Below are 26,879 nucleotides of genomic sequence, written 5' to 3' on the forward strand. Positions count from 1 at the left end.
ATTATCCCCAAATCAAAAACAATTTACCCTGCTCGTCAGTTCAACCAAGGAGCAACCCCATGATCCCCCCGCTTGTTGACCGCGGCCCCGGCCGCCCCGCCCTCGGCCAGACACTTGGCCAGACCCTAGGCGCCCTGGCCGCCTTCGCTGCCGGCCTGCTGCTGGCGCTGATGATCGCCCAGAACGGCGCCCTGTCCCGCGCCACCGACCCCTGGCTCGCGAGCTGGCTGGCCCACGGGGTCGGCAGCCTGGTGGCCGGGCTCCTGTGGTGGCTCTCCCCAAGGCCCCCGACGCCGGAGGCGGCCCCGCCCTGGGCCTGGCTCGGCGGTCTGCCGGGGGCGCTCACCGTGGTGCTGGCGGCCCTCTGCCTCAACTCGCCCCTCGGCATGGCGGGCACCCTGGCCCTGCTGCTGCTCGGCCAGCTGCTGTTTGGTGCCCTGTGCGATGGCCTCGGCTGGCTCGGACTGGCTCGCCGCCGCCCCTCGGGGAAGGACGCGCTCGCCGCCTTGCTGGTGATGGCCGGCGCCCTGCTCATCGTGCTGCATTAGGAGAGACACCATGACCCTCTTGATTCTGCTGGGACTGCTGAACGGCGTGGCGGTGAGCCTGTCGCGCACCCTCAATGGCCGCCTCGCCAGCGCCCGGGGCGCCATGACGGCGTCGCTGGCCAACCACCTGTTCGGCTTCGGGCTGCTCGGCGTCCTGCTCATCCTCAAAGGGGCACCCTGGGAGCGGCTCGCCGGTCTCGATCCCTGGCTGCTGCTCGGCGGGGTGCTGGGGGCGCTCTTCGTCGCCATCAGCAGTTGGGCCATCGGCCGGATCGGCGCCCTGGCCTGCGCCCTGCTCATCGTCACGGGCCAGCTGGCGGGGGGCGCGCTGCTCGATGCCCTGGCCGGGCGCCTAGAAATGAGCGATCTGCTCGGCACTCTGCTGGTGCTGGCCGGTGCAGCTCTGCAGCGCTGGCAGGGCGGCAAGTCGCGTTCCCGAGGGTGAGTGATGCGGTGATGGTCTGGGTAAACCGGCAGGGATGACAAGAGCGTCGCCCTGCCTGGATGCCAAAGGCGGCTCGCCTGCCGGATCAGGGCCCAGATGAAAAGGAATAAGGCGAAAGAAAGGGAGGGAAAGGAAGAAACAGGAAGGCAACAGAGAGCAAAGAAAGAGAGGCGCCTGTCACCCTGGGCCGCCCTCAACAGCAGAACACCGGCGCAAGGCCGGTGTTCTGAAATAACAGGGTCGCGCCCCTGCTCTGGGCGTCGCGGTCATACGCAGCTTAGGCGTAGAAGGCCTCGACGGTGCCCTTGACGGTGATCAGCATGGGGTTGCCGTAGCGATCCTTGGCCTTTGGGGAGGGGATCTTCACCCAACCTTCGCTGATGCAGTACTCCTCGACATTGGTGCGCTCCTTGCCGTTTACGCGAATGCCGATCTCGTGCTCGAAGCACTCTGCCACATGGTGCGGGCTGCGCGGGTTGGCCGCCAGACGGTCGGGCAGTGCAGGTTTGTTGTCGCTCATTTTATAGACCTGAGTGTGATAAAAAGTGGGTCATTGTAGGCAATGCCCGCCATGGGCTCAAGGCTGCGTCTGCGCAGCCTTGAGAATCTGTGATGAGGTCGGTCAGGAGGCGCGCCAGGCCTTGATCCTGCCATAGGCGGTGCCAGCCAGAGTGACAAGAAACATGACGACATAGCTTAAGAGCGGCGGGTCGAAATAGAGATCCTCCGGCAGGCTGCAAAGATAGAGGAAGGCAACCGCCAGAAGCGGTGTCAACAGAAGCTGGATAAGTGTTCTTGTCATGGGGCGATTCACTTATTGGATGTGAAATATGGAGGATCAGGCGCTTGTCGCTAGCCTTTCGCAGCGTTAATCAGCCATGCCAGTTGGTGTAATTCAACAATGGGTCATCTTCTTCCGGCTCTCTATTCTGTCACGAGGTGCTATTTTGCGATTCCGGCCTGACGGGGAGTTGCCTTGTCACTCCGGTAGTTGAGATAACCATGCGACAAACCATTCAGCAGGCATGGAGGCAGACTCTTTATTCAACGCAACGTGGATATCCCAGTTCGATTCTACCTCCGCGAGTATGGGCATCACGGCATCAATCTCTGCGGGGGCATCCACATCAGCGTATTTGTTCCAGAAAGCCTCACACCAGTGAGCAATGGACTCATGATGGTGAGGTGCACTTTCTGGATGGGCGCCCCATGTCAAAACCTGTTTTACATTGTCTGGCGTAAATGCCAGCTGTATTTCATCGAGCATATTGCTTTACCTGCAACATCTGGTGTGTGACGATGGTTGATATGTCCAGTGACACTACCCTGTGTAGGGCATGTATTTGCACCAAGACATTCGTCGCTCTTTTTGGGGCGCAAGTCGTTTGCGCAATGCAGAAAAATAAGGGTCAACACAGTACGCTAGTTCGCGCAGTGGTCCTGCCGCTGCGCCTGTAGAGACTGGTTGTGCATACAGACGAAAACGGGATGGCTCTCTTTTCTCACATAACCCCAGACCCGGATACCACGCTCCAGCATGGTAAATTTGACACCGGCCTGGCTCGCAATATGAATCGCTTCATCCGTGAAATCTTCAATATCCGGTGCCAGCAATGCCCCTCTGGAGTGAGCCTGGTATGCCAGGACGTCCAGGAACTCCATGGCCCAGAAGTTGCCCCAATATTGGGCCAGTTCTGGTGTATAGCTCTTGCCATCTTCTGGAAATGTGGAACCATCCAGATCCGTTCGCCGGTATTGGAAGAACCTGTTGCTCTGATGCAGCAACGCAAAAAGACGATTCCATTTGGAATTGTTCGAAACAGACGTCATGCCTGCCTTGATAACATACTCTTTGACGGGCTCTCTATGTCGAATGTCCATCATTATCCTCCAGATCGAATGACACCTTGCCCGGGAAATCTACGCCGCCCTGTCGTGACACGACCCACTAAAACCAGATATTGGTTTGATAAACGGCAGGTGTTGTAGATCACCTGTCAAGCGCTATTTTTATAACGCGGTCAAGCAGTTCTTCGTCCTCATACAGATCGTGGTACGCGGTGAAAGAGAGGTTGCCTTCATTGTACTGTTTTTCAAAGAATATTTTTAAGCGCCATTCGTCGGGATCTGGCTTGTTGAAATCAAAGTCTATTCCACCGACAGAAGCAGTTCGGTATATACCGACACCAACACCATGAGTACGATAGACCCAATGATTCCCTGGTAGGGTCATGCTTTCCCTATGCTTTGGCTCCAATATTTCCTCTGCGGAGGCCAGATGAAAAACACGTACAAGCAGCTCTTCAGCCCACTTCCTTTGTGCATACCATAGCGGAATAAGGTTTTTGATTTTTTCCAGATTGTCCATTTTGCCTTCTCAGATTCTATGTTATGGCGTGTTATATCCAGCGGCGGCAACCTATCTCGCGGTCAACATGCATAACAGAAAATTGTTCTGCGGCAGATTCTGTGTTTGGGATTTGGCTGCAATATTGCCCGACCTGTTGGCAAGATGGGGTGGTCAATCCAGACCAGTGAAGGCTATGAACGTCTTGAATGACAGGCCGACAAGACAGGAGTGATCATGGGAACAACCGCTCATAAAGCTCTTGTTCAAATGGCATGCCAAACGGGCTGGCAGTCACCAGATTCTTGCTGTAGCCATGTTTGTTTCCCTGTGCAATAAACCCCAGTGGAGTACCCTTGACCAACAGGGCGACGGAATGACCGTCAGGCGCCCAACGCAGCTCAATATCGCTTTCGAGGGGTGCATCACCTTCACTACCAGGAACAACAAACTTGAGGATTGCCGGCGGTGCGTTGTTGTCGCAGTGCTCATTCAGATGTGCAGGGGATGGTACCGTATTGAGCAGCCAACAGTCCGCTGCAGGGTAATCAGACCCGGAGTCTGTCATGTAGAGCCAGACCGAAGTCCCTTCATCAGCAAGAATGGCCGCCTTATGGGAAACAGGATGTCTTTCAGATAAAAAAAGGGGGTTCATTTTTGATGAGCCTCAGATTGAGAGCATGATCGCACCATCAGATACCAGGTCCTTACCGGGATATCCGAATATGTCTGATGGAAATATATTCATGGTGAGGGATTGATACACGGCCTGGATTGCGGTACAAACATGAACATCAACTAGGAAAATTCATATAGCGCCAGTTCACAGCGATATAATTTGTTTTTTTCAAGCATATTGACTGATTTTTAGAACCTGCCAAATTGATAAAAATGAATCGCTACATGATCCACCTGTTATCACAAAATTGAAAAGCATCATGGTTAAAGTATGTCTTGTCATTGACTTTCTGTTCTTTTTGGAACCAGAGCCAATATCAATGTTGCAACCGGGCCTAGCAGCAATGAAATAAAAAACCAGGCTAAACCGCTACGGTTCTTCCCTTGGGCGAGGACAGCATTGATTAACATCAATGTTTCCCACCCAACAGAAAACTGTTTGCTTACCTCAATATATTCAGAGCTCACAAGAATTCCCTTTTCATTTTATATGATGACATTTGGTTATAGAGCGAGGTCGGAAGCCACATTTTTGTGGGCAGGCCATGCGACCAAACCTTAAGAAATAACAGTGTTTATATATCTATACAATGTCTTCTGACTTTAAATGCATGGTGCCAATAAGAACTATTGCATTGCAAACATTGCCTTTGCTACTGATGACATCACGACTGGACTCAAATATTGCATAGAAGGCACAGTTGTATGACCTTATCAACGCCCTAAGTGACAGCATATCTTGTGAACCATCATAATTTTTTCGCCAATATGGAGCGATAAAGGAAAGTCCTATGCCGAGGTGATAGGCGCTGGGGCCTAGGCTATGTTCTATATCATTCTTTGCCTTTCCCACCACCGAGTTTATTTTTTCATCTAGATCTGATTTAGCTCGTTCACCAAAATACAGCCATTCCATCTTTGCTTCAGCAATAGCGATATTAGCTTGCTTTGAAAAATACAGATCAACACGGCCGTTAACCGTGTTATCTATGTTACCTTTTTGGCTGGAGTACTCTTCCAAGGCAATTCCGCCACTTCTCCAAACAGCTCCTGAAAAGGCGCTTACATTAGCCCGTTCATTATACCAGTAGAGACAGTCATTATACTGCTTCTGTTCAGTGAATTCTTTGTGGAGTAGTCCCCATTGTTCTATTATAGGAGCAATCCAAGCAATCTGTTGATTGTGGATTCTCATCTCAAATTGATTTGTATTCATTACTTTTCCTTGTATGTACAAATTCTCACAAAGCCTTGGGTATACGCTGCCTTCGCTTGGATTTACCGTTTTTATATATGTAGTCTTTTTATCCAGATACCCTTCAAGGTATCTAGAGAATGATTTTGTACAGTTTGTCGTAGTAAAAATCATCAAAGTCAGCAACCGTTTTTAGGGTAAACGGTGCTGGCAAGGTGAATCGTTTCCAGGTTTCTTTGAAGATTTCGTCACCATCTTCTTGCGCATCCTGATTGATGTTCTCCTTTATTAATATTTTCTTGGTCGAGAAGTTGATGCTCGTCACCCGCTCGACGAGGGTGCCGCGGTTTTCACTCATGTCGTAGCCAATCAATTCGAAACCGGCGTTCTGATATCTGAATTTGTAAGACCAGTAACCATAACGTCCATGGCCATAGTGGATCTGCAAGATCCCTTTCTCTACGGAGACCCAAAGCTCAGGGGCAAAATAGACACCACCATCTTCATGCTCCGAGGAGAAACAGCTTGGATTATCGAGCGCCAGCTCATAGTGATCCCCCTTATTGAACGCGATGATAAGGCCTCGCCGATTACGATCCAGCTCACCACGGTATTCGTCAACAATGACATTGCGCTTGTCAGTGCCTTTGATGACGATGACCATATCACTCTGGCCATCCTTGTTTAAATCCCCCTCGATTTTCTCAAAGACAACATATCCCTTGGGGACAAAATCGAGCGGATCTTTGGCTTTCAGAGGGGCGCCTTCGGCTAAAACTTGTGCTTGCAACAGCATTAAAAGCAGGAATAACCCTTTTTTCATCACCATTCCGTTTTCGTATGACTCTATAAATGGTGAATGATGCGTAAGATGGATACCCATGGCAAGCGTTTTGAGCCACGAATGGAGACGAGCCTGCCTGTCCATAGGAATACTCCCAGCATTCCGCCACCGCTCTGGTCTCTCTGCTCCCCCACCGCCTGCTCGATGCGCATACCACCGGCGGCAAGGGGGTAGGTTGGTTCTGGCCATGGCGTGACGAGCGTTTCTTCGCCCCCTGGCAGGTGATCCGGGTCGCTCCCTTCAAGCTGGAGGCCTATCTCACCGCCCGAGGTGAAGCGGTGATCCTCTCCGAGCCTACTGGGTATGGCTGTCGGGGATGGTATTGATGCTGGTGTTGATTGGGTGGCGGGTGTGGGGACGGGGTTGGATGGGAAGTGATTAGCGGATTTAGCGTGGCTGGACCAATCCCAAACTGGCAACAGAACAGTAGGACTCCCATCATTTTGAATGTTAGCGATGCTGATTTTTACTCAGAAACGGTGGATGTCCTAATTCTCGTTAGATGATTTTAATTTAAATTTTGTTGCAACAGATAAATGTAATCGAAAAGTAAGAAAACTATGACTATTGAGGCTAGGAAATATATTGACTTTTTAAGATTTTCTGAAAGGTTTAATGCTGATAAATGTTGTTCGTGAAGTTGTAGTAATTCAGGGTTTGTTAATACATCATAGGCAAATGCTTCGGCATCCTCTCCAAAACAACGGTTGAATTTTTCTATGTTTTGTATTTCGTATGATTCTAGAATACCTTTGTCGGCATTGTGCATAAGTATATATGATTTTGCATCTCTAATTGAAAAGTATAAAAAACGTTCATTTTGGTTTTTTAAATATTGGTGCACAATTTTAGACATTACTTGTTTTTCTTTCTTCAAACTTTGCGTAAAAACTCGAAATGCCTTTCTTTTTCCCATAATTACAAATAAAGCTATTATTAGCATATCTTTAATCAAGAATGGGATTTTAAAAGGAAGCCATGATGTTAATAAATCAAATATTGGATGCAACCACAAATGCCAATATGTTGATATGGTGTGAATAAACAAAAATGTATAATGAAACACATCCTCTAAGCCAATAAAGCTAGATTTTTCAATCAAGTAAAGCCCAAACAGCCTCCAAGAATTTAGGTCGTCAAGGATATTGATTATCCCTATAGCGGACAGAATAGCTCCTGCAAATTGACTGGATTTTTTAGCAATTGATGCAATTTTATTTTTATCTATCATGATTTTATATTTTTCTATGCCTAAAAAATAAAGCTATTGAATAATTATAGCAATGCAGCAATGCAGCAATGCAGCAATGCAGCAATGCAGCAATGCAGCAATGCAGCAATGCAGCGAGGTGTTCAGAAAGGGGAGTGTCCTAACTATCTGTATAGACTCGAACTCTTCATCATTTCCTATATTTGAGATTGCCTTATCGCGAAGATAAAACCCAGGTTTTGATACATTTCAAGTCCGACCAAGTAGATATATGTTTCGCCTTGTATATTTTTATTGGCCATTGCTATGTTGTACTATTATCTTGATGTTGCCCTACCCATCAGAATTTTCAGCTATTGGAAAGTAGCTATGAATACTTGGGCCATTCAAATGGTGAAATCCCTATGATGGATGATTTTATACTGAATTCGTATCGGCTAAGGCTGTTGCAATCAAGGGGACTACAAAAGTCGTTAATTGGGATAGAAAAATCTGCCAGGTCAGGGAGGAGCTCATAGATGTTGTTTAACAATAAAAATGTAAAATTGTTAAATTTACAGAAAGAAAAATGATAGGGTGAGCCGTGGTCAGGTATTTTATCCCCAGCGTTTTTGTCAGGTGGTGCAGCTACAAGATGATATAGGTTGATTAGTGGGTTACTGATATGGGTTCTGTCAAATGAAAAGCAATTACGTTGTGCATATTCAGAAAAGTTACTGGTATATATATTCAATGCGGTTCTTTTTGGGGTGTTGAGGTCTTTGTCTAGGCTTGTTCCCAATATCGATTCGAGGTTTGGATTTATCCTAACTGGACCATCTAACCCTATGCTGTTTTTTAATTTATGGCGCATTCTGTGGTTAAAAGTATTACTATGGACTTGGTTTGATATATAGCCTCCGGCCGTGGCAATGTGAATTAGCTGGAGGTTCTTATTTCTTTTGATTTCAAGGGGATTAAAAAGTAATTCAAATGAAAGTGTTGGGTAAAAAAACAAATCAAAGTCAAAGTCAAAATGGCTCATTCTGTTAATCCGAAAGTTTCCTGACAATTAGAGCATGTGCGGTGCTTTTGCAATGTGCGTGGTCTTCTGGCTGGTGTAAATTTTAAGTTTATTATACATATACCCTTTTCCCCTCTTAAAACAGGGTTTGCAGCCTTAACCTCAGCACATTTTCCAATGATATTGCTTGTCTTGCCAGAGCTGGGGCTAGTCCCAATTGGACCGATCTTTTCTAAGCGTTTTTTCAACTCTCGGTGCAAATTTTTATCATGAGCAACGCAATAAGACGTTCCGAAGCTGCTGGCTTTGTTTCCTAAGCATCCTATTGCCATATTAACCAGCTCGAATGTCTTATAATCATTGTCGATTGACATGTGTTTATATTTTCTTTGGATTGAATCAATCTCTAGATTATATTTCTCACAGCGTTCTAATAGCATAGCGTCTAGTTTTTTTATAGACCTGTATTTTTTTGTGAATAGGATGGAGTTGCCAAAGGCATTGTTTATGGGGCAAAGGGCACCCTTGAGTCTCAATTCGATTTCTTTTTTATTCATAAATTAAACCTCAATAGATAAGGGGCTAAAATATATTTTCACTTAACAGTAATGAAGTGAGCATCTGTATTAGCCAGATAAGGAAGCTTTCAATATAACTCCATGTCATATTGATAATCGCCATGAAAAACTCGTCTTAAATTATTTCGTCACAAGTGACCTCTGGACAACAGTACAATCAAAGAGCCCACCATACTTACAAGTTCCTGTCGATTTTATTAGGCAAGGCTACCGCCCCTGAGTGACAGCTCCCAGTTCGCTGTTGTTAACCTGCGAAATAGCAACAATCGCTGTCATGGCGTTCTTCCGAGAGGTTGATTGTCATTCGGGTATCTTAAGGGGCTGGTGGCGTGTTGAGAAGCGTGTTTTGGCGGGAATTTGTGTTGGATCAATAAATTAGTCATTCAAACGTGCGCTGAGTAAGCAACTGATTTTGCTGGGAATGCAAAGTTACCCTCACCCCAACCCTCTCTCAAGGGGAGAAGACTTTTGGTGACTTTGGGTCTTTCCAAAGTCACTCGCCCAGGCCCGAAGGGCGGGCGAAACCCTGTCGAGGGCAGCGCCCTCGCGTCCCATGCGGTGCAGCCGCATCAGGGGGCCAACCGTTGGCTCGGGAGCTCGGAGTAACTCCGCCCGGATCGCGAACGTCCGAATACGCTGCGCTATTCGAACCTTGTATCTTACTTGCGTGATGATTAGCTCTCATCACATGAGGCTGAGGAAGCCAGATTCGAACCTTAAGGAACTAAACCTTGTGCCGTAGATATGGCCCTCATCCTCACCTCATCGCCAAACCCGACACTGAACGGTAGCCAAGGGCTCAGACCCTGTATGTACAAGGCAAGTGGGCGATTTGGTCATTAACATGAGGAATTTGCCGTGCATTATCTCGGTATTGATGTGGCCAAGGCCAAGTTGGATTGTTGTCTATTGCTTGAGCTCTCGAGCTGTAAGCGAAAGACAAAGTCCTTTTACAACAACGACTCTGGTTTTACCGAGTTAGTCCATTGGCTTGATAAACAACGGATCTCGGCTTCTGATACCCATGCGGTAATGGAAGGCACTGGGGTTTATCACGAACGAGCAGCCATCGCACTACATGACGCGGGGATGCAGGTATCGATCATCAATTCCGCACAGGCTCGCGATTTTGCCAAAGGATTAGCTATTCGAAGTAAAACGGATGGGCTCGATAGCTTGGTGCTGGCGCGCTACGGCGCATTAGTCCAGCCCACCATTTGGATACCCCCAACGCCACAGGCTCGAGCCCTGCAAGCTTTGCTGTCTCGAGTTGATGCAGTCCACCAAGACCTGCTGCGTGAGAAAAATCGGCAGGAAAAAGCCGACGCAACAGACACGCCAGAACTGATTCGCCAGTCACTGGCTGACTCAATTATGTTCCTGCAAACGCAGCTCAAAAAGCTTCGGCAAGACATAGATGATCACATTAATCGTCATCCGGAACTTCGTGACGATGCCGCATTGCTGATCACTATTCCGGGCGTTGGAATAAAAACAAGTCAGCACCTCTTGTCAGTCATACACCTCCACCACTTCCATACAGCTGAACGCCTCGCAGCCTATTTGGGCGTGGTGCCGATACAGCGGCAGTCTGGCAGCTCGGTACTTGGCAGGCCCAAGCTATCCAAGACTGGGCCTTCGCATATCAGAGCGGTGCTCTATATGGCAGCCGTGGTTGCAAGCAGACATAACCCCCATGTAAAAGCACTTTACGAACGGCTGATCGCGTCTGGAAAAAGCAAAATGTCGGCATTAGGTGCTGCAATGCGCAAGCTGGTACACCTGTGCTTTGGCGTCATTAAAAACCGTCAGCCTTATAACAAAAACTACAGCCAGGAATCTTGCTAACACAGACGGTATCTACGATTCGATAACGCCGGGGGATTATGGGTTCCCTCACCCTTGCCCTCTCCCAAGGGGAGAGGGGACAAAGACGCTGGGAGCGGCAACAAGCAGAAAATAGAAAGGGAGCCTATCAGGCTCCCTTTTTGCAGACATGGTCAATGGCATTTGACCAATGCCGCCCCTTATCGATTGGTCGCGGCCTTCATCCCTTCCACAAACTCCTTCAGACGGGTGAGCATATGCTCCGGGTTCTGGTGGTGGGTCTCGATGATCTTCACCACGGCGGAGCCGGAGATGGCACCGGCGGCGCCAGCCTTGATCGCGTCACGTACCTGGGCCGGTTCGCTGATGCCAAAGCCGAGCAGGGCGGGGGGGGCGTTGAACTCGCGCAGGGTGTTGATGAGGCCCTCCACCGGCATGCCGGCCTTGGTCTCGGCACCGGTCACGCCGGCGCGGCTCACCAGATAGGTGTAACCGGAGCCGAGCTCGGCAACAGCCTTGAGCGTCTCGGCATCGCCGTTGGGCGGGGCGATAAAGATGCTGTCGATGCCGAACCTGTCGGCCGCCGCCTTGTAGGGCTCGCACATCTGCACCGGCACGTCCGCCACCAGCACCGAATCCACACCGGCTTGCTGGCACTTCTCGTAGAAGCCGTCGATGTGGCGCACATAGACCAGGTTCGCGTAGACCAAGAGGCCAATGGGCAGCTGTGGGTACTTGGCGCGGATGCGGCCGAGCAGGCCGAAGCAGTCGTCCGGGGTGGTGTGGCTGGCAAAGGCTCGCAGGGCGGCGCCCTGAATGGTGGGGCCGTCCGCCACCGGATCGGAGAAGGGAATGCCGAGTTCGAGGGCGTCGGCGCCCCCTTCGACCAGGGCATCGACGATGGCCAGGGACAATTCGGGGGTGGGGTCACCCAGCATCACGAAGGGCACGAAGGCGCCCTGATTGGCCTTGTCCAGACGGGAAAAGAGTTGTGCGTAACGGTTCATGACAAGGTTCCTTCTTTCTCGAAAATGTCGGCAACGGTGAAGATGTCTTTGTCGCCACGGCCGGAGAGGTTGACGATGAGCACCTGCTCTTTTTCCGGTTCACTGCGGGCCATCTTGAGGGCGTGGGCCAGGGCGTGGGAGGACTCCAGCGCCGGGATGATGCCTTCGGATTTGGCCAGTTCCTGGAAGGCGTCCAGCGCCTCCTTGTCGGTCACCGAGGGGTACTCGGCGCGGCCGATGGCGGCCAGGTGGGCGTGCTGGGGGCCGACAGAGGGGAAGTCCAGCCCCGCCGAGACGGAGTAGGATTCCTGGATCTGGCCCTGGTTGTCCTGCATCAGGAAGGAGTGCATGCCAAAGAAGACCCCCTTGCTGCCGTGACCGAGCGGCGCGCCGTGCTCGCCGCTCTCGATGCCGTGACCACCGGGTTCGACCCCGATAAGGCGCACGGAAGGCTCATCGATAAAGTCGGCAAACATGCCGATGGCATTGGAACCGCCGCCGACGCAGGCGATCACCGCATCGGGCAGGCGCTCTTCTTTTTCGAAGCACTGGGCCTTGGCCTCTTCCCCGATCATCTTCTGGAACTCCCGCACGATAGTGGGGAAGGGGTGCGGACCGGCGGCGGTGCCGAGCAGGTAGTGGGCCGACTCGTAGTTGGCGGCCCAGTCCCGCAGCGCCTCGTTGCAGGCATCTTTCAGGGTGCTGGAGCCGGAGTGCACCGGAATGACGGTGGCGCCCATCAGCTTCATGCGAAATACGTTCGGTTTCTGGCGCTCGCAATCCTTGGCGCCCATATAGACCCGACACTTGAGGCCGAGCAGGGCGCAGGCCAGAGCAGTGGCCACGCCGTGCTGACCGGCACCGGTCTCGGCGATGATCTCGCTCTTGCCCATCCGCTTGGCCAGCAGCGCCTGACCCAGCACCTGGTTGGTCTTGTGGGCGCCGCCGTGCAGCAGATCTTCACGCTTGAGGTAGAGGCGGGTCTTGGTGCCCTTGGTCAAATTGCGGGTCAGGGTGAGCGGCGTCGGGCGACCGGCGTACTCGGTCAGGAGCGCCTGAAACTCGGCGACGAAGGCCGGATCATCCTTGGCATCGACGAAGGCCTTCTCCAGCTGGAGCAGGGCGGGGATGAGGATCTGGGGCACATACATACCACCAAATTCACCGAAAAACGGATTGAGCAGGGTCATGGTTATCTTCCTTTACATTCTGCAATTGAGATCAGGTATGAGCCTTGGCGGGCTGATGCGTATGGCTGGGGCACATACATGTCATCGACGAAATTCACCGAAAAACGGGTTGAGCAGGGTCATACATTATTCCTTGTGCTTATGGGCAAACGCAGTTCATTAATTCTTTGAATGAGTCACGAGGGCGCTCACAGTTGACGCAAGGCGCCAAAGGCGGCCGCCAGCTTGTGGGCATCCTTCCTGCCCGGGGCGCTCTCCACCCCGGAGTTGAAATCAAGGCCGAGACAGCCCACCCGGGCGGCCTCGAGGGCGTTGTCGGGGTTGAGCCCCCCTGCCAGCATCAGTTTGCTCTTGTCGAGCCCGGCCAGCAGAGTCCAGTCGAACGCCTGACCGGTGCCGCCGCTCTGGCTGCCGACTTTCGTATCCAGCAGCAGGCGATCCGCCGGGTAGTCGAGGGCGGGCAGGGGCTCGCCGCTCGTTATTCCTACGGCTTTCCAGATCTGGCAGCCCGCCGGCAGCAGGGGGCGCAGGGTCTCGATATAGGCGGCGTCTTCATCCCCGTGCAGTTGCACGGCGGCGAGCCCCAGTGCATCCACCGTCTTGGCGATGGTGGCGGGCTGGGCATTGCGAAACACCCCGACGTAAGAGAGCGGCGCACCCGCCATCACGGCGCGGGCGGCGGGAATGTCCACGTAGCGCGGGCTTTTCGCCACAAAGATGAGGCCGCCGAACACGGCGCCCGCCTGATGGGCGGCGGCGGCGTCCTCGGGACGGGTCAGGCCGCACACCTTGTTCTGGCCGAGCACGAGCTTGCGCACCGCGGCCTCCAGATCCGGCTCCGCCATGAGGGAGGAGCCCACCAGGAAGCCCTTGGCGTGGTGGCGCAGGGCCGCCACCTGGGCGCGGTGGTTGATGCCGGATTCGCTGATCACCACCCGATCCCCCGGGATCCTGGCGGCCAGCTGCCGGGTGCGGGCAAGATCGACGCTCAAATCCCGCAGATCCCGGTTGTTGATGCCAATCACCGGGGCGCCGAGGTCGATGGCGCGGGTCAGCTCCTCCTCGTTGCTCACCTCGGTGAGCACCCCGAGGCCCAACTCTTTCGCCACTTTGAACAGGGCGCGATACCCCTCGTCGGTGAGCACCGAGAGCATCAAGAGGATGGCGTCCGCCTGATAGTGGCGGGCCAGATAGACCTGATAGGGGTCAATCATGAAGTCCTTGCAGAGCACCGGCTGCTGGACGCGGCCCCGTACCCGGGGCAGGAAGGCGAAATCCCCCTGGAAGAACTTCTCGTCCGTCAGCACCGAGATGACGGTGGCGTAGTGGCCATAGATGTCGGCGATGGCCTCCGGGCTGAAGTCGTTGCGGATCAAGCCCTTGGAGGGGGAGGCCTTCTTGCACTCCAGAATGAAGCGGGTGGAGCCTTGGCGCAGATCCCCCTCGAAGTCCCGATCGCTCGGGGTGAGCGCGTCCTGGAAGCTCGCCAGGGGCTGGCTCTCCTTGCGGGCGGCGACCCACTCCTGCTTGGCCGCCACGATCTTGCCGAGAATGGTCTGGCTGATGGAGGCCATGTTCAGAAAGGCGTGGGGAGCAATGACATCTGACATCTCGTTATCCTTGCGAAGCTGGCTGTTGCCCGTCGGGCGTTCTGGGTGAGTGCCCCTGGGGCACGCTGTGGTGGTGGCTGACATCATGCCTCCTGATGGCTCAGGGTGGCGAGATCCCGGGCGAGGAGGGCGGCCTGGCCGCTTGCCAGCACCGTCAGCACCCGGGCGGCGGCCTGCCGAAAGTCCGGGGCCTCGCCCGCCATGACCAGGAGCGGCGCCACGTTGGCGGCGATGGCGGCGTTGTGGGCCGGGCTGCCGCGCCCTTCCAGGATGGCGGCGGTGATGGCGCGGTTCTCCTCGGGCTCACCGCCCTGGATGGCGCTGACCGGGTAGGTGTCGAGGCCAAAGTCCGCCGGGGTGAGCAAGTACTCGCGAATTTCGCCGTCGCGGATCTCCGCCACCTGGGTCGGGCCGTGGATGGCAATCTCATCGAGGCCGGCGCCGTGCACCACCATACCGGTTTTCAGGCCGAGTGCCAGCAGGGTTTCGGCGATGGGGCGCACCAGCTCGGGGGCATAGACCCCCATCAGCTGGAAGCTGGGGCGAGCGGGGTTGATGAGCGGCCCCAGCACGTTGAACAGGGTGCGGGTCTTGAGGGCCTGGCGCACCGGCATGGCGTGGCGCACCCCGGCGTGGTACTGGGGGGCGAACAGGAAGCAGACCCCGAGCTCGTCCAGGCAGCGGCGGGCCTGGGCCGGGCTCATGTCGAGCTTGATCCCCATCTTGTCGAGCAGATCGCTCGACCCCGACTTGCTCGAGACCGAGCGGTTGCCGTGCTTGGCCACTTTCAAGCCGCAGGCGGCGGCCACCAGGGCCGAGGTGGTGGAGACGTTGATGGTGTTGAGGCCGTCCCCTCCGGTGCCGACGATGTCGCAGAAGGCATAGTCCGGGCGCGGGAAGTCGCGGGCTTCGGCCAACAGCGCCTCGGCGGCGCCGGCGATCTCCTCCGGGGTCTCCCCCTTGATCTTGAGGGCGGTCAAAAGGCTCGCGAGCACGATGGGATCCACTTCACCACGAACCACCTGGCCGAAGGCGTCGCGGGCGGCGTCGCGGGTGAGAGACTGACCCTGATAGAGGGTGTTGAGATGTTGATGCATGGTCTCTTCCTTACCGCACGTGGCTTTCTGGACGGGTGACATGGGCGAGGGCCTGGGTGAGCAGACGGGCCCCTTCGCTGGTCATGATGGATTCCGGGTGGAACTGGAAGCCCAGCACCCGCTCGTCACGCTGCTCGATGGCCATGGGCATGCCCTGATAGTGGGCAATCACCTGCAACTCTTGTGGCACATAGGTGGCCACCAGGGAGTGGTAGCGGGCCACCGGCAAGGGGCTCGGCAGCCCCGCGAAGGCGCCATGGCCGTTGTGCTCGATGAGGGAGCGCTTGCCGTGGACGATTTCCCCCGCCGCCCCGACGGTGCCGCCGTAGGCTTCGCACAGGGCCTGATGACCGAGGCAGATGCCGAGGATGGGCACCCGGCCACGGGCCAGCTTGATGAGATCGATGAGGCAGCCCGCCTCATGGGGAGCGCCCGGCCCCGGGGAGAGCACCAGCACGGCGTCCCCTTCGCAGGCGTCGATCTCCTGCATGATGCGGCTCGCCGGCAGGCTGTTGCGGTAGATGCGCACCGGGTAGCCCAGGGTGCGGAACTGGTCGACGAGGTTGTAGGTAAACGAGTCGAAGTTGTCGAGCAGGAAGATATTAGTCATGGGACTGCTCCTTCGAAGTGCGGAACTGGTCGGCCAAAGCGTTGTAAGTGAACGAATCGAAGTTGTCGAGCAGGAAGATGTTAGTCATGGCTCACGTCCTTGTGTTGTTCCTGCTGGGCGCTGAGGGCCTGCAGGGAGGTGCCATGGCTGGCAGCGATGGCGGCCAGCACGGCCGCCGCCTTGGCGCGGGTCTCGTCCGCCTCGGCCTGGGGTTTGGAGTCATAGACCACCCCGGCGCCGGCCTGGACATGGGCGACCCCCTCTTTCACGAAGGCGGAGCGAATGACGATGCAGGTGTCCATTTCCCCTGCGCCGTTGAGGTAACCCACGGCGCCGCCGTAGCTGCCGCGACGCTTGCCTTCCACCATGCGGATAAGCTCGCTGGCGCGCAGCTTGGGGGCACCGGTCAGGGTGCCCATGTTCATGCAGGCCTGGTAGGCGTGCAGGGCGTCAAGGTCGGCGCGAAGGGTGCCCACCACCCGGGAGACCAGGTGCATGACGTGGCTGTAGCGATCCACTTTCAGCAGATCCTTGACGTAGCGGGTGCCGGGGGCGGAGATGCGGGCGATGTCGTTGCGGCCCAGATCCACCAGCATCAGGTGCTCGGCCACCTCTTTCTCGTCCTGGCGCAGCTCCAGCTCGATGCGGCCGTCCAGATCCAGGTTGATGCTGCCGTCCGGGTTGAGGCCACGGCGGCGGGTGCCGGCGATGGGGTACATCTCCACCTGGCGGCTGTTGGCGCAGAACTTGACCGCGCTCTCGGGGGAGGCGCCAAACAGGGTGAAGCCCTCGTCCTGCACGTAGAACATGTAGGGGCTGGGGTTGGTCTGCTTGAGGCGGCGATAGGCGGCGACGGGATCCGGGCAGGGGAGGGAGAAGCTGCGGGACGGCACCACCTGGAAGATGTCACCACGGCGGATGAAGCCCTTGAGCTTCTCGACCTCGGCGCAGAACTGCTTGTCCCCCTTGTCGACGGCCAGGGCGCCGGTCAGCGGCGCCGTGCCCTGCGGCGCAGGCAGCGGCTGCTGACAGGCCTGTTTGAAGGACTCGAGGCGAGCGGTCAGGCGGGCGTAGCGCGCGTCCAGCTGCTCATCCTCTTCGCCGCCGAACAGGCAGGCCAGCAACTGGGTGCTCTGCTTGATGTGATCGATGGTGATCAGGGTCTCGGCCACATAGAAGCAGTAGTCAGGGCAGTCGTTGCTCCCCTCTGGCACCTCGGGCAAGTCTTCAAAGGAGGCGATGAGGTCGTAGGCGAAGCTGCCCGCCATGAAGAGGGCCTCTTTGCCCTGCTGGCATTGCAGCTCCCGCTGCAGGGTGCGCAGCACGTCCAGCACGCTGCTGCCCTTGAGGCGGCTGTCTTCGTCAAGCTCCCGATCGGACGCCGGGAAGTCGAGGTGCAGCTCGTCCGCCACTCGGGTCTGGGTGATGACGGCGGGCAGGCGCTGCTCCAGCAGGCGCAGCAGGGCGGCGCCGTTGTCGCCGAGGGGGCGCACCTGCACGGCGCGGCCGCGGCACTCGATGCGCAGGCAGGCGTCCACCAGCAGCAGGCTCTGGGTACCGGCCTTGGAGTCGATCTCCACCGATTCGAGCAGCAGGTTGTTGGGTCTGTCCTGGCAGAGTCGGGTATAGAGTGCCAGGGGGTCTGTCACATAGGGGGCATTGAGCCGGATGGTATCGAATTCGCCCAGGGGCAAACGGGTCTTGTTGCCTGTCATAATGCCTTCCCTTGCATGTGTTGTGTGTCACCGATGGTCATGGCGCTGTCTCTCTTGAAAATGGGTCGGGTTCGGGTCACGTCAGCGAGTTCGCCATCGCCATGTCAGTGTGCTTCTCTGAATTGTCGGTTTCATCACAGGTCCATTTGCCGGATAATAAAAAAGCCCGCTGGGGTCAGCGGGCTTTTTCTTTGGGTTCTTAACTTGCTGTCAGATTACAGGTACAGCAACGACCACACGCCCGCATGTCAGGGAGTGTGCCACCACCAGATGGTCAGGATGGAAGTCGCTTGCATGAGATTGAGTCCTGTAAAAAGATGTTTGCAATGAAGTGCCTACAGAAAACGATAAAGCCGCGGCCAAGTCAAGTCGCTTTTTTGCCGGCCTTTTCCAGGCAGGTCCCAAACAAGAGCGAAACACGCCGATGAGATTCGATCTTCATTGCCACACCACCGCCTCGGACGGGGTGCTGAGCCCCGCCGACCTGGTGCGCCGCGCCGCCGAAAAAGGGGTGGAGGTGTTAGCGGTCACTGACCACGATACCCTCGACGGGCTTGAAGAAGTGCGCCAGACCATCTCGGCCGACCAGTTGCCACTGCGCCTGGTGAGCGGGGTGGAGATCTCCACCGGGTGGGAGCATCACGAGATCCACATCGTGGCCCTCGGGGTGGACGAGAAAAATCCCCAGTTGCTCGCCTTTCTGGCAGGGCAGCGGGCTCGCCGGGAGGCGCGCGCCGAGGAGATCGGGCGTCGTCTGGAGAAGTGCCTCATCCCGGGCACCTATGAAGAGGCCAAGCAGCTCGCCGGTGACGCCGCCGTGACCCGGGCCCACTTTGCCCGGGTGCTGGTGGCGCGCGGGGTGGCCGACAATATGCAGAAGGTGTTCAAGAAGTACCTGAGCCGGGGCAACAAGGGCTATGTGCCCGCCGAGTGGCCCGGGATGGGGGAGGCCATCGAGGCCATCCACGCCGCAGGCGGGCTGGCGGTGCTGGCCCACCCGAGCCGCTACAATCTCACCGCCAAGTGGATCAAGCGGCTGCTGGTGGCCTTCAAGGCCGTCGGGGGGGATGCCATGGAGGTCTCCCTGCCCCAGCAGAGCCCCCAGGAGCGGGCGAATCTCGGCCAGTGGGCCAGGGAGCACGATCTCTATATTTCGGTGGGGTCCGATTTTCACTTCCCCTCCAACTGGACCGAGCTTGGCCGCCACCTCTGGCTCCCCAAGGAGGGGATGCCGCTGTGGCTGGGTCACCCCGGTCATTTCGGGCTCACCCCCGAGGAGCATGCGGGCCTGCTGGCCAGCCGCTGACCCCCCCGGGCCGGCATCTTTGATGCAGGCGAGTCTGCGTCAAACAGGTTAAGGTAGTGTCATGGGCCAAGGGGCCCTTGACCATGAAGCGGGCAACGAGCGTGCCCCCTATCGCGAGAAGAGCATATGAGTCAGCATTTTTACGTACATCCCGACAATCCCCAGGTTCGCCTCATCAGCCAGGCGGTGCAAATCCTGCAAAACGGCGGCGTCATCGTCTATCCCACCGACTCCGGCTACGCCCTGGGCTGCCAGATGGGCAACAAGGATGCCCTGGAGCGCATCTGCCGCATCCGTCGCATCGAGCCGAACCACGACTTCACCCTGGTGTGCCGGGATCTCTCGGAGATCTCCACCTATGCCAAGGTGGACAACACCGCCTTCCGGCTGGTCAAGAACAACACCCCCGGACCCTACACCTTCATCTTCAAGGCCACCAAGGAGGTGCCGCGTCGCCTCATGAACGAGAAGAAGAAGACCATCGGCATCCGGGTCCCGGCCAACAACATCGCGCTGGCCTTGCTCGAGGCCCTCGGTGAGCCGCTGCTCTCCACCACCCTGATCCTGCCGGGCTCCGAGATGGCGGAGTTCGACCCCGAGGAGATTGCCGACAAGCTCGGCAAGCAGCTGGATCTGGTGGTCAACGGCGGGTATCTGGGCGAGCAGCCCACCACTGTGGTGGACTTCTCCGACGACGAGCCCGTGCTGCGTCGCCGCGGTGCCGGGGATCCGACGCCGTTTGAGTGATCTTGCCGACCCCGTGCCCGCGCTGACAACCCCCGCGGGCACGACGGGGGAGGCTTCCCTTCCCCCGCCCATCGCCACCGTGCTGGGGCAGCCCTACCATGAGCTGCCCCAGGACTTGTTCATCCCCCCCGATGCGCTGGAGGTGTTTCTCGACACCTTCGAGGGGCCGCTGGATCTCTTGCTCTACCTCATCCGGCGCCAGCAGCTCGACATCCTCAACCTGCCCATCCTGCAGATCACCGCCCAGTACATGGAGTACGTGGATCTGATGCAGGGGCTCAACCTCGAGCTGGCGGCGGAATACCTGCTGATGGCGGCCTGGCTCGCGGAGATAAAGTCCCGCCTGCTGCTGCCCAAGGCCCCGGAGCTGGAAGACGAGGAGGAGGGGGAAGACCCCCGCGTCACCCTCATTCGTCGCCTGCAGGAGTACGAGCGCTACAAGCTGGGGGCGGAGCGGGTCAATGCCCTGCCGAGGGTGGAGCGGGAGATCTTCGTCGCCGCCGCCATGGCGCCGGATTTTGGTGCCTTGAAGCCATTGGCGCCCGATGTTTCTCTGGTTGAACTCGCCCTTTACATGCAAAGTGTGGTAAAACGCGCGACTCATTTTGAACATCACCAGATCCGCCGCGAGCAGATCCCGACCCGGGTACGGATGGCGGAGATCCTCGCCATGCTCTCCCTGGGCCAGACCCTGCGCCTGGAGCAGGTGCTGCGGGCCGAGGAGGGGCGCATGGGGGTGCTGGTGACCTTCCTGGCCCTGCTGGAGCTGTGCAAGGAACAATTGATCTGGATCTTGCAGGCGGAGCCCCTGGGCCCCATCCATTTTGCCCTGGCGAGTCAGGGGAAGGGGGAGGAGCATGAGCATCTACACTGAGCGAGGGGCGGCGCCAGGGGCGCGGACCCGGGAGGTCCACCGTGGCGCTGCCTGCTGAACGATTGAAGACCCTGATCGAGGCGGCGATCTTCGTGGCGGGGCGTCCCCTCACGGTGAGCGAAATCAAGGGCAGCGTGCTCTCGGACTACCCGGTCACCGGCCGCTATGTCCAGCTGCTGCTGGCAGAGCTCAGACAGGATTACAGCGAGCGGGGGGTCGAGCTCAAAGAGGTGGCCTCCGGCTGGCGTTTCCAGGCCCGCCAGGAGTACGCCGAGGAGCTGTCGCGCCTGTGGAGCGAGCGGGCTCCCCGTTATTCCCGCGCCGTGATGGAGACGCTGACGCTGATTGCCTATCGTCAGCCCATCACCCGGGCGGAGATAGAAGCCATCCGCGGGGTGGCGGTGTCGAGCCAGATCGTCAACACCCTCAAGGAGCGTGGCTGGGTGCGCAGCATCGGCCACAAGGAGGTGGCGGGTCGCCCCGAGCTGCTCGCCACCACCCGTGAATTTCTGGACTATTTCAACCTGCAGAGTCTGGAGCAGCTCCCCGAGCTGGATCCCGATCTGCAGGCCCCCTTGTCGCTCATGCCGGGCGAGGGCGGTGACGGTCAGCCTCTGGCAGGCCGTGCTGAGCATGAACATGGTGGGGAGGCCAACGGGGCCGTCCCACAAGAGCCAAGGTTGTCCGCGATGTCGGCGGGCAGCGATCAACAATCAGGTAAACCCGATGAGTGAAAAACTGCAAAAAGTATTGGCCCGCGCGGGTCAAGGCTCCCGTCGTGAGATGGAGGCCCTGATCACCGCAGGTCGGGTCAGCGTGGATGGCAAGGTCGCCACGCTGGGGGATCGCGTCGAAGTGAACGCCGTGATCCGGGTGGATGGCCACCAGGTCAAGACCCGCGCCGCAGAGGAAGTGATCTGCCGCGTGCTGGCCTACCACAAGCCCGAAGGGGAGATGTGCACCCGCCACGATCCGGAAGGACGTCCCACCGTGTTTGATCGTCTGCCCAAGATGGATGGCGCCCGCTGGATTGCGGTGGGTCGTCTCGACGTCAACACCTCCGGTCTCTTGCTGTTCACCACCGACGGCGAGCTGGCGAACCGGCTGATGCACCCGAGCCACGAAGTGGAGCGGGAATACGCGGTGCGCGTCTTTGGCGAGATCACCGAAGCCATGCTGCAGCGCCTACGCAAGGGCGTGCAGCTGGAAGACGGCATGGCCAAGTTCAACAAGATCAAGCCGGCCGGCGGTGAAGGGCTGAACCAGTGGTTCAACGTCACCCTGACCGAGGGCCGCAACCGGGAAGTGCGCCGCCTGTGGGAATCCCAGGAAGTGCAGGTGAGCCGCCTGATGCGTATCCGCTACGGCGACGTCAAGCTGGATCGCGGCATCCCCCGCGGCGGCTGGCAGGAGCTGAAACTCCCCGAGGTGAACTACCTGCGCGGCCTGGTCAACCTGCCCAACGAGACCGAATCCAAGGTCGATCTGCAGCAGGATGGCAAGAGCACCCGCCACAAGCAGGCCGCCCAGATCCGTCGCGCCGTGAAGCGCCACAAGGAGATGCAGGGCAAGGAGCCGCGCGCCCGTGCCACCACCGCCCGTCGCAAGCCGACCTCCTCCACCCGCAATTCCGGCACCGGCAGCAAGTAAGCCGCCGCCACGGGCCGCTCGCCCCCGACACGGCACAAGCCCGCACCCCAAGGTGCGGGCTTTTTTGTTTTCTGCTCCTGCCGGGCTCCTTGAGACTGAATCGCACAGGGGAGAGAAAGGGCCAGACAAGCTCCTCCCCCTTTTGAAGGGGGAGGCTGGGAGGGGGTGAGTAGTTGTTATGCTGACAGGGGTCATAGTCGGAGGAATACTGTCATGAACGAGAAGCCAGTTCGTGTTTTCAACCGCGAGGCCACGCTGGATAAACGGTGTGAACAGCGAAACAATCCAACAGAGCCTGAACGGCGATTGTGGCAGGCGCTTCGGGCTGGGCAACTCGGAGTCAAGTTTCGCCGTCAGCAAGGTATAGGCCCATACATTGCGGATTTTTACTGCCCCGGGCGGTTGTTGGTCATTGAGGTTGATGGCGACAGCCATTTCGACATGCGGGGTTTGCGTCATGACAAGCGACGGGATGCCTACATGGCGGCCCTGTCGCTGACGGTACTGAGATTTAGCAACAGGGAGGTGATGGAAAATCTACCCGGGGTGGTTGTCTCTATTCGGGCATGGCTTGATCGCGTCTGACCCCACCCCAGCCCTCCCCTTGCCAGGGGAGGGGGCCAGAGTGCCCTCTGTACGGGCTGGAAAGCGCCATACACTTCCCTTTTTTGAAGGGGAGGCGGTTGCAGACGGGGATGTGCATCAGGATGGTTGCCCTGCCGGGACGGGCTTGTTAGCCTTTCGCGCACAAAGACAGGAGAAACCAATGAGCAAGGTACTGGATGAGCTGCTGGCGTTGCTGGCGCTCGAAAAGATCGAGGAGGGCCTGTTTCGGGGCCAGAGCCAGGATCTCGGGTTGCGATCCGTGTTTGGCGGACAGGTGATGGGGCAGGCCTTGTCAGCCGCCAAGCAGACGGTGGCAAGCGACCGCCAGGTCCACAGTTTCCACTCCTACTTCCTGCGCCCCGGGGATGCCAACAAGCCCATCGTCTACGACGTGGAGAACATCCGCGACGGCCAGACCGTCTCCACCCGCCGGGTCAAGGCCATCCAGAATGGCAAGCCCATCTTCTACCTCAACGCCTCCTTCCAGGTGGAGGCCGAGGGCTTCGAGCATCAGACGAAGATGCCGGCCGGCATCACGCCCCCCGAGCAGCTCAAGAGCGAGCTGGAGTTGGTGCGTCCCTACGAGCAGATGATCCCGGCGGCCCTGCGGGACAAGATCCTGTGCGAGAAGCCCATCGAAATTCGCCCGGTGACCCTGGTGGACCCCATCCGCCCGGATGTCCACGAGCCCCTTCGCTACACGTGGTTCAAGGCCAATGGCCCGGTGCCGGACGATCAGCGGGTCCACAACTACCTGCTGGCCTATGCCTCCGACTTCCACTTCCTGTTCGCCGCCCTGCAGCCCCACGGGGTCTCCTACTGGGAGCCGGACATGCAGGTGGCCACCATCGATCACTCCATGTGGTTCCACCGGGAGTTCCGGCTGGACGACTGGCTGCTCTACGTGGTGGACAGCCCGAGCGCCAGCGGTGGTCGGGGTCTGGTGCGCGGCCAGTTCTTCACCCGGGATGGGGTATTGGTGGCGAGCACCATGCAGGAAGGGGTGATCCGTCGCCGGGGCTGAGACGCCCTCTTGCGCCAACGAAAAACGGGAGCCGATGGCTCCCGTTTTTTATTGCCTGCGCTATCAGGCTGCGTCCTGCTCGGTGCTGAGTACTGGCTCGCCCCGGGCGAAACGATCGGCCCACAGGGCGATGACGCCGTCACCGGTGACGTTGCAGGCGGTGCCGAAGCTGTCCTGGGCCAGGTAGAGGGCGATCATCAGGGCGATGGAGGCCTCACCGAAGCCGAGCATGGAAGTGAGCAGGCCGAGCGCGGACATGACACCGCCACCCGGTGCGCCCGGCGCGGCAATCATGATGACGCCCAGCATCATGATGAAGGGCACCATGGTGCCGTAGCCCGGAATGGCCAGGTGTTCGGAGAGGAACATCACCGCCGTGGCGCAGGTCACCAGGGTGATGGTGGAGCCGCACAGGTGGATGGTGGCGCACAGGGGCACGGTGAAGTTGGCGATGCCGTCGCTCACGCCGTTGCGCTTGCTGGCTTGCAGGGCCACCGGAATGGTGGCGGCGCTGGACATGGTGCCAAGGGCGGTGAAGTAGGCGGGCAGCATGTTCTTGATGAGCATGACGGGGGAGCGCCCCTGGGCGAGGCCTGTGCCGACGAACAGGACGCAGAGCCAGATCCAGTGCATGACGATGGCCATCACCAGCACCACCCCGAAGGTCTTGAGGGTGGCGAAGACGGTGCCTTCCACCGTCATCTCGACGAAGACGCCGGCGATGTAGAAGGGGAGCAGGGGAATGATCACGCGTGCCAGCAGGCGGTCGATGATGTCACGGCCCTGATCGGCGACCCGGCGCAGGTCGGTGGCCTGGGTGGCGCTGATGCCGATGCCGAACACGAAGGCGGCGGCCAGGGCCGACATCACCCCGAACAGGGGCGGGATCTCGAGATTGATGTAGGAAGCGAGCTTGGTGGCAGCCTCGGCGGTGGGCTCGGCGGCCGTGGTCAGGTGCGGGATCAGGTGGCTCGCCACGGTGAAGGCGAACAGGCCCGCCAGTATGGTGGAGCAGTAGGAGAGCCCCACCGTCTTGCCCAGCAGCTTGCCGGAGTTCTTCGGCAGGCTGGCGATGCCGCTCATGATGAAGAAGAGGATGATGAGCGGGATGGTGAAGGTGATGAGCTGGCCTATCACCGTCTTGGCGGTGAACAGCACGCGGGCGACCCATTCGGGGGCATAGAGACCGAGCAGCAGGCCGGCGAGGATACCGGCAACCAGATTGAGAACGAGTTTCATGGGGGAATCCAGGTGTTGGTGTCTGATTTGTTATTTAATTTTGATTTTAATGCCGCTTTTTAACACAAACACCGCATCTTGTCTGCTTTATGGTGGTTAACTCAGGGTTAAATATTGTTAACGGGCTGAATGCCGTGAGGTGTCACTGACCTCGGGGGGGGGGGGCGCGGATCAGCGCCGCACCAGCAAGGCGTGCAGCCAGGGGCCGTTCACTTCATCTTCCCCCACCCAGTTATGGTGCAGGGTGAAGGGGAGGGGAGCGATCAGGCGTCGCAGTCCCGCCTCGTCGAGCCGGGTCTGCAGGGGATATTCCCCCGACCGTGGCAGCGGTTCGCCCTTCCCGTGGGGGAAGGAGGCGTAGAGGGGGCCCCCGGCCTTGAGCAGGGTGGCCATATGACCGAGCGCCGGGGCTATCTCGTGCTCGGGCAGACAGGGGAGGGAGCCGCTGGCCCAGATGCCGTCATAGGGAACGACGCTTTGCATCTGCTCGAAGCGGCAGACCCGCACCGGCTGGCCACACAGGCGCGAGGCGGCGGCGGCCTGCGCCCGGCTCGCATCGAAGGCGGTCACGGTGAGGTCTTGCTGGCGAAAGAGGCGCAGATCCTCTCCTGCCCCGCAACCGGCCTCCAGCAGATGACGTCCGCTGCCCAGCAGGGCCAGGAAGAGGGCATGGGCGCCTGCCACGAGGGCGGGGCGAGGGGCGGCGTCGTGCGCCGGCGCGGGGGCGTGTGGCAAGGGGGTCGGGCTCATCGTGGTGGGGGGGCGTTACTCTAGCAGGTTTGCCCCCGGCTGTTGAGCATTGGCGGGGGCGGCGCGTCTTGCAGACTCAGGGGTGGCGGCGAAGGGTGGGGCTCGCGATGAGGGTGAACAGGGTATCGAGGAGAAAGTCCGACTCCTCAATCAGATCGATGCGATCCGGGAAGTGCAGCCAGTTGATGATGTAGCCGTCCAGGGTGCAGTGGAGCAGGGTGGCGGCGCGGCGCAGATCCAGCCCCTCGGGCAGTTGGCCGCGGTGCACGGCATTGGCCAGGGTGATCTCCAGATCCCGGAAGAAATTCATGGATTGCAGGTGCATGTGCTCGCGCATGACGGCGGCCTCTCCCTCCATGGATTCCAGATTGAACATGATGGTGAACATCTGCTGGTGGGCGGGCTCGGTGCTGATCTTGAGCATCACCTCCTTGAGAAAGCTGCGCAGCTTGCCCAGGGGATCCGGCTCCGCCTCGTCGACGCAGGCATCGAGCTGGTGGGAGAGGGGGGCACACAGCTCCTCCCACAGGGTGACGAACAGCTCTTCTTTATTCTTGAAGTGCCAGTAGATGGCGCCCCGGGTGAGGTCCGTCGCCTTGGCGATATCGGTCAGGCTGGTGCGTGCCAGCCCCTGTTGGCAGAAGAGATCCAGGGCCGTGCTCATGATGTTGCAGCGGGTTTGCTGCGCCTCTTCTTTGGTGCGTCTGGCCATTGACTCCGGTCCTGTTTAAAAGTGAAAAAAGTTTCTTACATACATTCATGAATGTATGTATATTGCC

The 26,879-nt window shown here is 57.9% G+C and carries 30 protein-coding genes and 2 pseudogenes; 11 read left to right on the forward strand and 21 right to left on the reverse strand.

All coding sequences use genetic code 11. The annotated features are described in order from the left end of the window. The first annotated feature begins 59 nt into the window (after positions 1–59). Both AB5Y51_RS09070 and AB5Y51_RS09075 read left to right on the forward strand, forming a co-directional pair. Complete coding sequence (locus AB5Y51_RS09070; protein WP_080769911.1) at positions 60–548, forward strand: DMT family transporter; 489 nt, start codon at positions 60–62, stop codon at positions 546–548. Positions 549–558: 10 nt separating this feature from the next. Further along, a complete protein-coding gene (locus AB5Y51_RS09075) occupies positions 559–993 on the forward strand; it encodes a DMT family transporter (RefSeq protein ID WP_368178306.1) in 435 nt (144 codons plus the stop codon). Positions 994–1,270: 277 nt separating this feature from the next. Here AB5Y51_RS09075 and AB5Y51_RS09080 read toward each other — a convergent pair whose 3' ends face one another. The 8 genes from AB5Y51_RS09080 to AB5Y51_RS09115 form a co-directional block, all read right to left on the reverse strand. Continuing rightward, complete coding sequence (locus tag AB5Y51_RS09080; protein WP_010673692.1) at positions 1,271–1,513, reverse strand: DUF3297 family protein; 243 nt, start codon at positions 1,511–1,513, stop codon at positions 1,271–1,273. Positions 1,514–1,615: 102 nt separating this feature from the next. After that, positions 1,616–1,795 carry a hypothetical protein gene (locus tag AB5Y51_RS09085; RefSeq protein ID WP_103260461.1) on the reverse strand — a complete coding sequence of 60 codons (180 nt, stop codon included), beginning with the start codon at positions 1,793–1,795 and terminating at the stop codon, positions 1,616–1,618. A gap of 177 nt (positions 1,796–1,972) precedes the next feature. Continuing rightward, entirely contained in the window at positions 1,973–2,260 is a 288-nt protein-coding gene (locus AB5Y51_RS09090) for a hypothetical protein (RefSeq protein WP_368178307.1), read from the reverse strand. A 155-nt stretch (positions 2,261–2,415) separates the two neighbouring features. Continuing rightward, positions 2,416–2,874: a DUF6678 family protein gene (locus tag AB5Y51_RS09095; protein ID WP_103260459.1), complete on the reverse strand. Its 459-nt coding sequence runs from the start codon at positions 2,872–2,874 to the stop codon at positions 2,416–2,418. Positions 2,875–2,983: 109 nt separating this feature from the next. Further along, positions 2,984–3,361: a hypothetical protein gene (locus tag AB5Y51_RS09100; RefSeq protein ID WP_368178308.1), complete on the reverse strand. Its 378-nt coding sequence runs from the start codon at positions 3,359–3,361 to the stop codon at positions 2,984–2,986. A 214-nt stretch (positions 3,362–3,575) separates the two neighbouring features. Continuing rightward, positions 3,576–3,995 (reverse strand): hypothetical protein, encoded by a 420-nt coding sequence (locus AB5Y51_RS09105; protein ID WP_323941005.1) that lies wholly within the window; start codon positions 3,993–3,995, stop codon positions 3,576–3,578. A 606-nt stretch (positions 3,996–4,601) separates the two neighbouring features. After that, entirely contained in the window at positions 4,602–5,234 is a 633-nt protein-coding gene (locus tag AB5Y51_RS09110) for a hypothetical protein (RefSeq protein ID WP_124245392.1), read from the reverse strand. A gap of 112 nt (positions 5,235–5,346) precedes the next feature. Next, positions 5,347–6,141: a hypothetical protein gene (locus tag AB5Y51_RS09115; RefSeq protein WP_368178309.1), complete on the reverse strand. Its 795-nt coding sequence runs from the start codon at positions 6,139–6,141 to the stop codon at positions 5,347–5,349. A 29-nt stretch (positions 6,142–6,170) separates the two neighbouring features. Here AB5Y51_RS09115 and AB5Y51_RS09120 point away from each other — a divergent pair. Beyond that, a pseudogene (locus tag AB5Y51_RS09120) lies at positions 6,171–6,439 on the forward strand (metal-dependent hydrolase); the annotation flags it as partial. Between the two features lie 126 nt (positions 6,440–6,565). On the opposite strand, the gene AB5Y51_RS09125 reads toward AB5Y51_RS09120, so the two are convergent. From AB5Y51_RS09125 to AB5Y51_RS09135, 3 genes are all read right to left on the reverse strand, one after another. Next, on the reverse strand, positions 6,566–7,288 hold the full coding sequence (locus AB5Y51_RS09125; RefSeq protein ID WP_368178310.1) for a hypothetical protein: 723 nt from the start codon (positions 7,286–7,288) through the stop codon (positions 6,566–6,568). Positions 7,289–7,634: 346 nt separating this feature from the next. Further along, positions 7,635–8,291 carry a hypothetical protein gene (locus AB5Y51_RS09130; protein WP_368178311.1) on the reverse strand — a complete coding sequence of 219 codons (657 nt, stop codon included), beginning with the start codon at positions 8,289–8,291 and terminating at the stop codon, positions 7,635–7,637. Further along, positions 8,288–8,827: a hypothetical protein gene (locus tag AB5Y51_RS09135; RefSeq protein WP_368178312.1), complete on the reverse strand. Its 540-nt coding sequence runs from the start codon at positions 8,825–8,827 to the stop codon at positions 8,288–8,290. Before AB5Y51_RS09135 ends, AB5Y51_RS09130 begins: the two co-directional genes overlap by 4 nt. An 879-nt stretch (positions 8,828–9,706) precedes the next feature. On the opposite strand from AB5Y51_RS09135, the gene AB5Y51_RS09140 reads away from it, so the two are divergent. Then, positions 9,707–10,696: an IS110 family transposase gene (locus AB5Y51_RS09140; protein ID WP_368178313.1), complete on the forward strand. Its 990-nt coding sequence runs from the start codon at positions 9,707–9,709 to the stop codon at positions 10,694–10,696. Positions 10,697–10,875: 179 nt separating this feature from the next. Here AB5Y51_RS09140 and trpA read toward each other — a convergent pair whose 3' ends face one another. The 7 genes and pseudogenes from trpA to AB5Y51_RS09175 form a co-directional block, all read right to left on the reverse strand. Then, positions 10,876–11,682 (reverse strand): tryptophan synthase subunit alpha, encoded by an 807-nt coding sequence (trpA, locus tag AB5Y51_RS09145; protein ID WP_368178314.1) that lies wholly within the window; start codon positions 11,680–11,682, stop codon positions 10,876–10,878. Then, complete coding sequence (gene trpB / locus AB5Y51_RS09150; RefSeq protein WP_368178315.1) at positions 11,679–12,872, reverse strand: tryptophan synthase subunit beta; 1,194 nt, start codon at positions 12,870–12,872, stop codon at positions 11,679–11,681. The genes trpA and trpB overlap by 4 nt, the downstream gene beginning before the upstream one ends. Positions 12,873–13,060: 188 nt before the next feature. Continuing rightward, complete coding sequence (gene trpCF / locus AB5Y51_RS09155; RefSeq protein WP_368178316.1) at positions 13,061–14,566, reverse strand: bifunctional indole-3-glycerol-phosphate synthase TrpC/phosphoribosylanthranilate isomerase TrpF; 1,506 nt, start codon at positions 14,564–14,566, stop codon at positions 13,061–13,063. Further along, positions 14,566–15,579 carry an anthranilate phosphoribosyltransferase gene (trpD, locus tag AB5Y51_RS09160; protein ID WP_113736249.1) on the reverse strand — a complete coding sequence of 338 codons (1,014 nt, stop codon included), beginning with the start codon at positions 15,577–15,579 and terminating at the stop codon, positions 14,566–14,568. The genes trpCF and trpD overlap by 1 nt, the downstream gene beginning before the upstream one ends. A gap of 10 nt (positions 15,580–15,589) precedes the next feature. Further along, positions 15,590–16,189 (reverse strand): aminodeoxychorismate/anthranilate synthase component II, encoded by a 600-nt coding sequence (locus tag AB5Y51_RS09165; RefSeq protein ID WP_039039194.1) that lies wholly within the window; start codon positions 16,187–16,189, stop codon positions 15,590–15,592. Between the two features lie 16 nt (positions 16,190–16,205). Further along, positions 16,206–16,277 (reverse strand): annotated as a pseudogene (locus AB5Y51_RS09170) (anthranilate synthase component II); the annotation flags it as partial. Beyond that, on the reverse strand, positions 16,270–17,904 hold the full coding sequence (locus AB5Y51_RS09175; protein WP_041213211.1) for an anthranilate synthase component 1: 1,635 nt from the start codon (positions 17,902–17,904) through the stop codon (positions 16,270–16,272). The gene AB5Y51_RS09175 and the pseudogene AB5Y51_RS09170, both read right to left, overlap by 8 nt. 424 nt (positions 17,905–18,328) lie before the next feature. On the opposite strand from AB5Y51_RS09175, the gene AB5Y51_RS09180 reads away from it, so the two are divergent. The 7 genes from AB5Y51_RS09180 to tesB all read left to right on the forward strand — a co-directional run bounded on the left by AB5Y51_RS09180 (position 18,329) and on the right by tesB (position 24,111). After that, the gene (locus AB5Y51_RS09180; protein WP_039039192.1) at positions 18,329–19,210 is read left to right on the forward strand and encodes a PHP domain-containing protein; all 882 of its coding nucleotides are present in this window, start codon (positions 18,329–18,331) and stop codon (positions 19,208–19,210) included. Positions 19,211–19,336: 126 nt separating this feature from the next. Next, a complete protein-coding gene (locus tag AB5Y51_RS09185) occupies positions 19,337–19,957 on the forward strand; it encodes an L-threonylcarbamoyladenylate synthase (protein ID WP_010673702.1) in 621 nt (206 codons plus the stop codon). Then, positions 19,950–20,831: a ScpA family protein gene (locus AB5Y51_RS09190; RefSeq protein ID WP_010673703.1), complete on the forward strand. Its 882-nt coding sequence runs from the start codon at positions 19,950–19,952 to the stop codon at positions 20,829–20,831. Before AB5Y51_RS09185 ends, AB5Y51_RS09190 begins: the two co-directional genes overlap by 8 nt. Positions 20,832–20,872: 41 nt before the next feature. Then, positions 20,873–21,565: an SMC-Scp complex subunit ScpB gene (scpB, locus tag AB5Y51_RS09195; protein WP_039039191.1), complete on the forward strand. Its 693-nt coding sequence runs from the start codon at positions 20,873–20,875 to the stop codon at positions 21,563–21,565. Continuing rightward, positions 21,558–22,481 carry a 23S rRNA pseudouridine(2605) synthase RluB gene (gene rluB / locus AB5Y51_RS09200; RefSeq protein WP_039039190.1) on the forward strand — a complete coding sequence of 308 codons (924 nt, stop codon included), beginning with the start codon at positions 21,558–21,560 and terminating at the stop codon, positions 22,479–22,481. Before scpB ends, rluB begins: the two co-directional genes overlap by 8 nt. Positions 22,482–22,694: 213 nt before the next feature. Further along, positions 22,695–23,066: an endonuclease domain-containing protein gene (locus AB5Y51_RS09205; RefSeq protein ID WP_368178317.1), complete on the forward strand. Its 372-nt coding sequence runs from the start codon at positions 22,695–22,697 to the stop codon at positions 23,064–23,066. Between the two features lie 181 nt (positions 23,067–23,247). Beyond that, complete coding sequence (gene tesB / locus AB5Y51_RS09210) at positions 23,248–24,111, forward strand: acyl-CoA thioesterase II (protein ID WP_103260450.1); 864 nt, start codon at positions 23,248–23,250, stop codon at positions 24,109–24,111. 63 nt (positions 24,112–24,174) lie between these two features. Here tesB and AB5Y51_RS09215 read toward each other — a convergent pair whose 3' ends face one another. From AB5Y51_RS09215 to AB5Y51_RS09225, 3 genes are all read right to left on the reverse strand, one after another. Continuing rightward, positions 24,175–25,350, reverse strand: a complete 1,176-nt coding sequence (locus AB5Y51_RS09215; RefSeq protein ID WP_368178318.1) for a dicarboxylate/amino acid:cation symporter — start codon at positions 25,348–25,350, stop codon at positions 24,175–24,177. Between the two features lie 171 nt (positions 25,351–25,521). Further along, positions 25,522–26,085: a class I SAM-dependent methyltransferase gene (locus tag AB5Y51_RS09220; RefSeq protein ID WP_368178319.1), complete on the reverse strand. Its 564-nt coding sequence runs from the start codon at positions 26,083–26,085 to the stop codon at positions 25,522–25,524. Between the two features lie 91 nt (positions 26,086–26,176). After that, positions 26,177–26,812 (reverse strand): TetR family transcriptional regulator, encoded by a 636-nt coding sequence (locus tag AB5Y51_RS09225; RefSeq protein ID WP_045524073.1) that lies wholly within the window; start codon positions 26,810–26,812, stop codon positions 26,177–26,179. Positions 26,813–26,879: the final 67 nt, after the last annotated feature.

Origin of the sequence: Aeromonas sp. R7-1, from assembly GCF_040908115.1 — a bacterium.
GTDB classification, from domain to species: domain Bacteria; phylum Pseudomonadota; class Gammaproteobacteria; order Enterobacterales; family Aeromonadaceae; genus Aeromonas; species Aeromonas caviae.

Coding starts and splice junctions, on each gene's coding strand:
- AB5Y51_RS09075 (WP_368178306.1), top strand. CDS start 559: ATGACCCTCTTGATTCTGCTGGGACTGCTGAACGGCGTGGCGGTGAGC.
- AB5Y51_RS09110 (WP_124245392.1), bottom strand. CDS start 5,234: ATGAATACAAATCAATTTGAGATGAGAATCCACAATCAACAGATTGCT.
- AB5Y51_RS09130 (WP_368178311.1), bottom strand. CDS start 8,291: ATGAGCCATTTTGACTTTGACTTTGATTTGTTTTTTTACCCAACACTT.
- AB5Y51_RS09175 (WP_041213211.1), bottom strand. CDS start 17,904: ATGACAGGCAACAAGACCCGTTTGCCCCTGGGCGAATTCGATACCATC.
- AB5Y51_RS09180 (WP_039039192.1), top strand. CDS start 18,329: ATGAGATTCGATCTTCATTGCCACACCACCGCCTCGGACGGGGTGCTG.
- AB5Y51_RS09080 (WP_010673692.1), bottom strand. CDS start 1,513: ATGAGCGACAACAAACCTGCACTGCCCGACCGTCTGGCGGCCAACCCG.
- AB5Y51_RS09115 (WP_368178309.1), bottom strand. CDS start 6,141: ATGGACAGGCAGGCTCGTCTCCATTCGTGGCTCAAAACGCTTGCCATG.
- AB5Y51_RS09090 (WP_368178307.1), bottom strand. CDS start 2,260: ATGCTCGATGAAATACAGCTGGCATTTACGCCAGACAATGTAAAACAG.
- AB5Y51_RS09185 (WP_010673702.1), top strand. CDS start 19,337: ATGAGTCAGCATTTTTACGTACATCCCGACAATCCCCAGGTTCGCCTC.
- AB5Y51_RS09165 (WP_039039194.1), bottom strand. CDS start 16,189: ATGACTAATATCTTCCTGCTCGACAACTTCGACTCGTTTACCTACAAC.
- AB5Y51_RS09205 (WP_368178317.1), top strand. CDS start 22,695: ATGAACGAGAAGCCAGTTCGTGTTTTCAACCGCGAGGCCACGCTGGAT.
- AB5Y51_RS09125 (WP_368178310.1), bottom strand. CDS start 7,288: ATGATAGATAAAAATAAAATTGCATCAATTGCTAAAAAATCCAGTCAA.
- AB5Y51_RS09225 (WP_045524073.1), bottom strand. CDS start 26,812: ATGGCCAGACGCACCAAAGAAGAGGCGCAGCAAACCCGCTGCAACATC.
- AB5Y51_RS09135 (WP_368178312.1), bottom strand. CDS start 8,827: ATGAATAAAAAAGAAATCGAATTGAGACTCAAGGGTGCCCTTTGCCCC.
- trpA (WP_368178314.1), bottom strand. CDS start 11,682: ATGAACCGTTACGCACAACTCTTTTCCCGTCTGGACAAGGCCAATCAG.
- trpCF (WP_368178316.1), bottom strand. CDS start 14,566: ATGTCAGCCACCACCACAGCGTGCCCCAGGGGCACTCACCCAGAACGC.
- trpB (WP_368178315.1), bottom strand. CDS start 12,872: ATGACCCTGCTCAATCCGTTTTTCGGTGAATTTGGTGGTATGTATGTG.
- tesB (WP_103260450.1), top strand. CDS start 23,248: ATGAGCAAGGTACTGGATGAGCTGCTGGCGTTGCTGGCGCTCGAAAAG.
- AB5Y51_RS09100 (WP_368178308.1), bottom strand. CDS start 3,361: ATGGACAATCTGGAAAAAATCAAAAACCTTATTCCGCTATGGTATGCA.
- AB5Y51_RS09085 (WP_103260461.1), bottom strand. CDS start 1,795: ATGACAAGAACACTTATCCAGCTTCTGTTGACACCGCTTCTGGCGGTT.
- rluB (WP_039039190.1), top strand. CDS start 21,558: ATGAGTGAAAAACTGCAAAAAGTATTGGCCCGCGCGGGTCAAGGCTCC.
- AB5Y51_RS09095 (WP_103260459.1), bottom strand. CDS start 2,874: ATGGACATTCGACATAGAGAGCCCGTCAAAGAGTATGTTATCAAGGCA.
- AB5Y51_RS09070 (WP_080769911.1), top strand. CDS start 60: ATGATCCCCCCGCTTGTTGACCGCGGCCCCGGCCGCCCCGCCCTCGGC.
- trpD (WP_113736249.1), bottom strand. CDS start 15,579: ATGCATCAACATCTCAACACCCTCTATCAGGGTCAGTCTCTCACCCGC.
- AB5Y51_RS09215 (WP_368178318.1), bottom strand. CDS start 25,350: ATGAAACTCGTTCTCAATCTGGTTGCCGGTATCCTCGCCGGCCTGCTG.
- AB5Y51_RS09105 (WP_323941005.1), bottom strand. CDS start 3,995: ATGAACCCCCTTTTTTTATCTGAAAGACATCCTGTTTCCCATAAGGCG.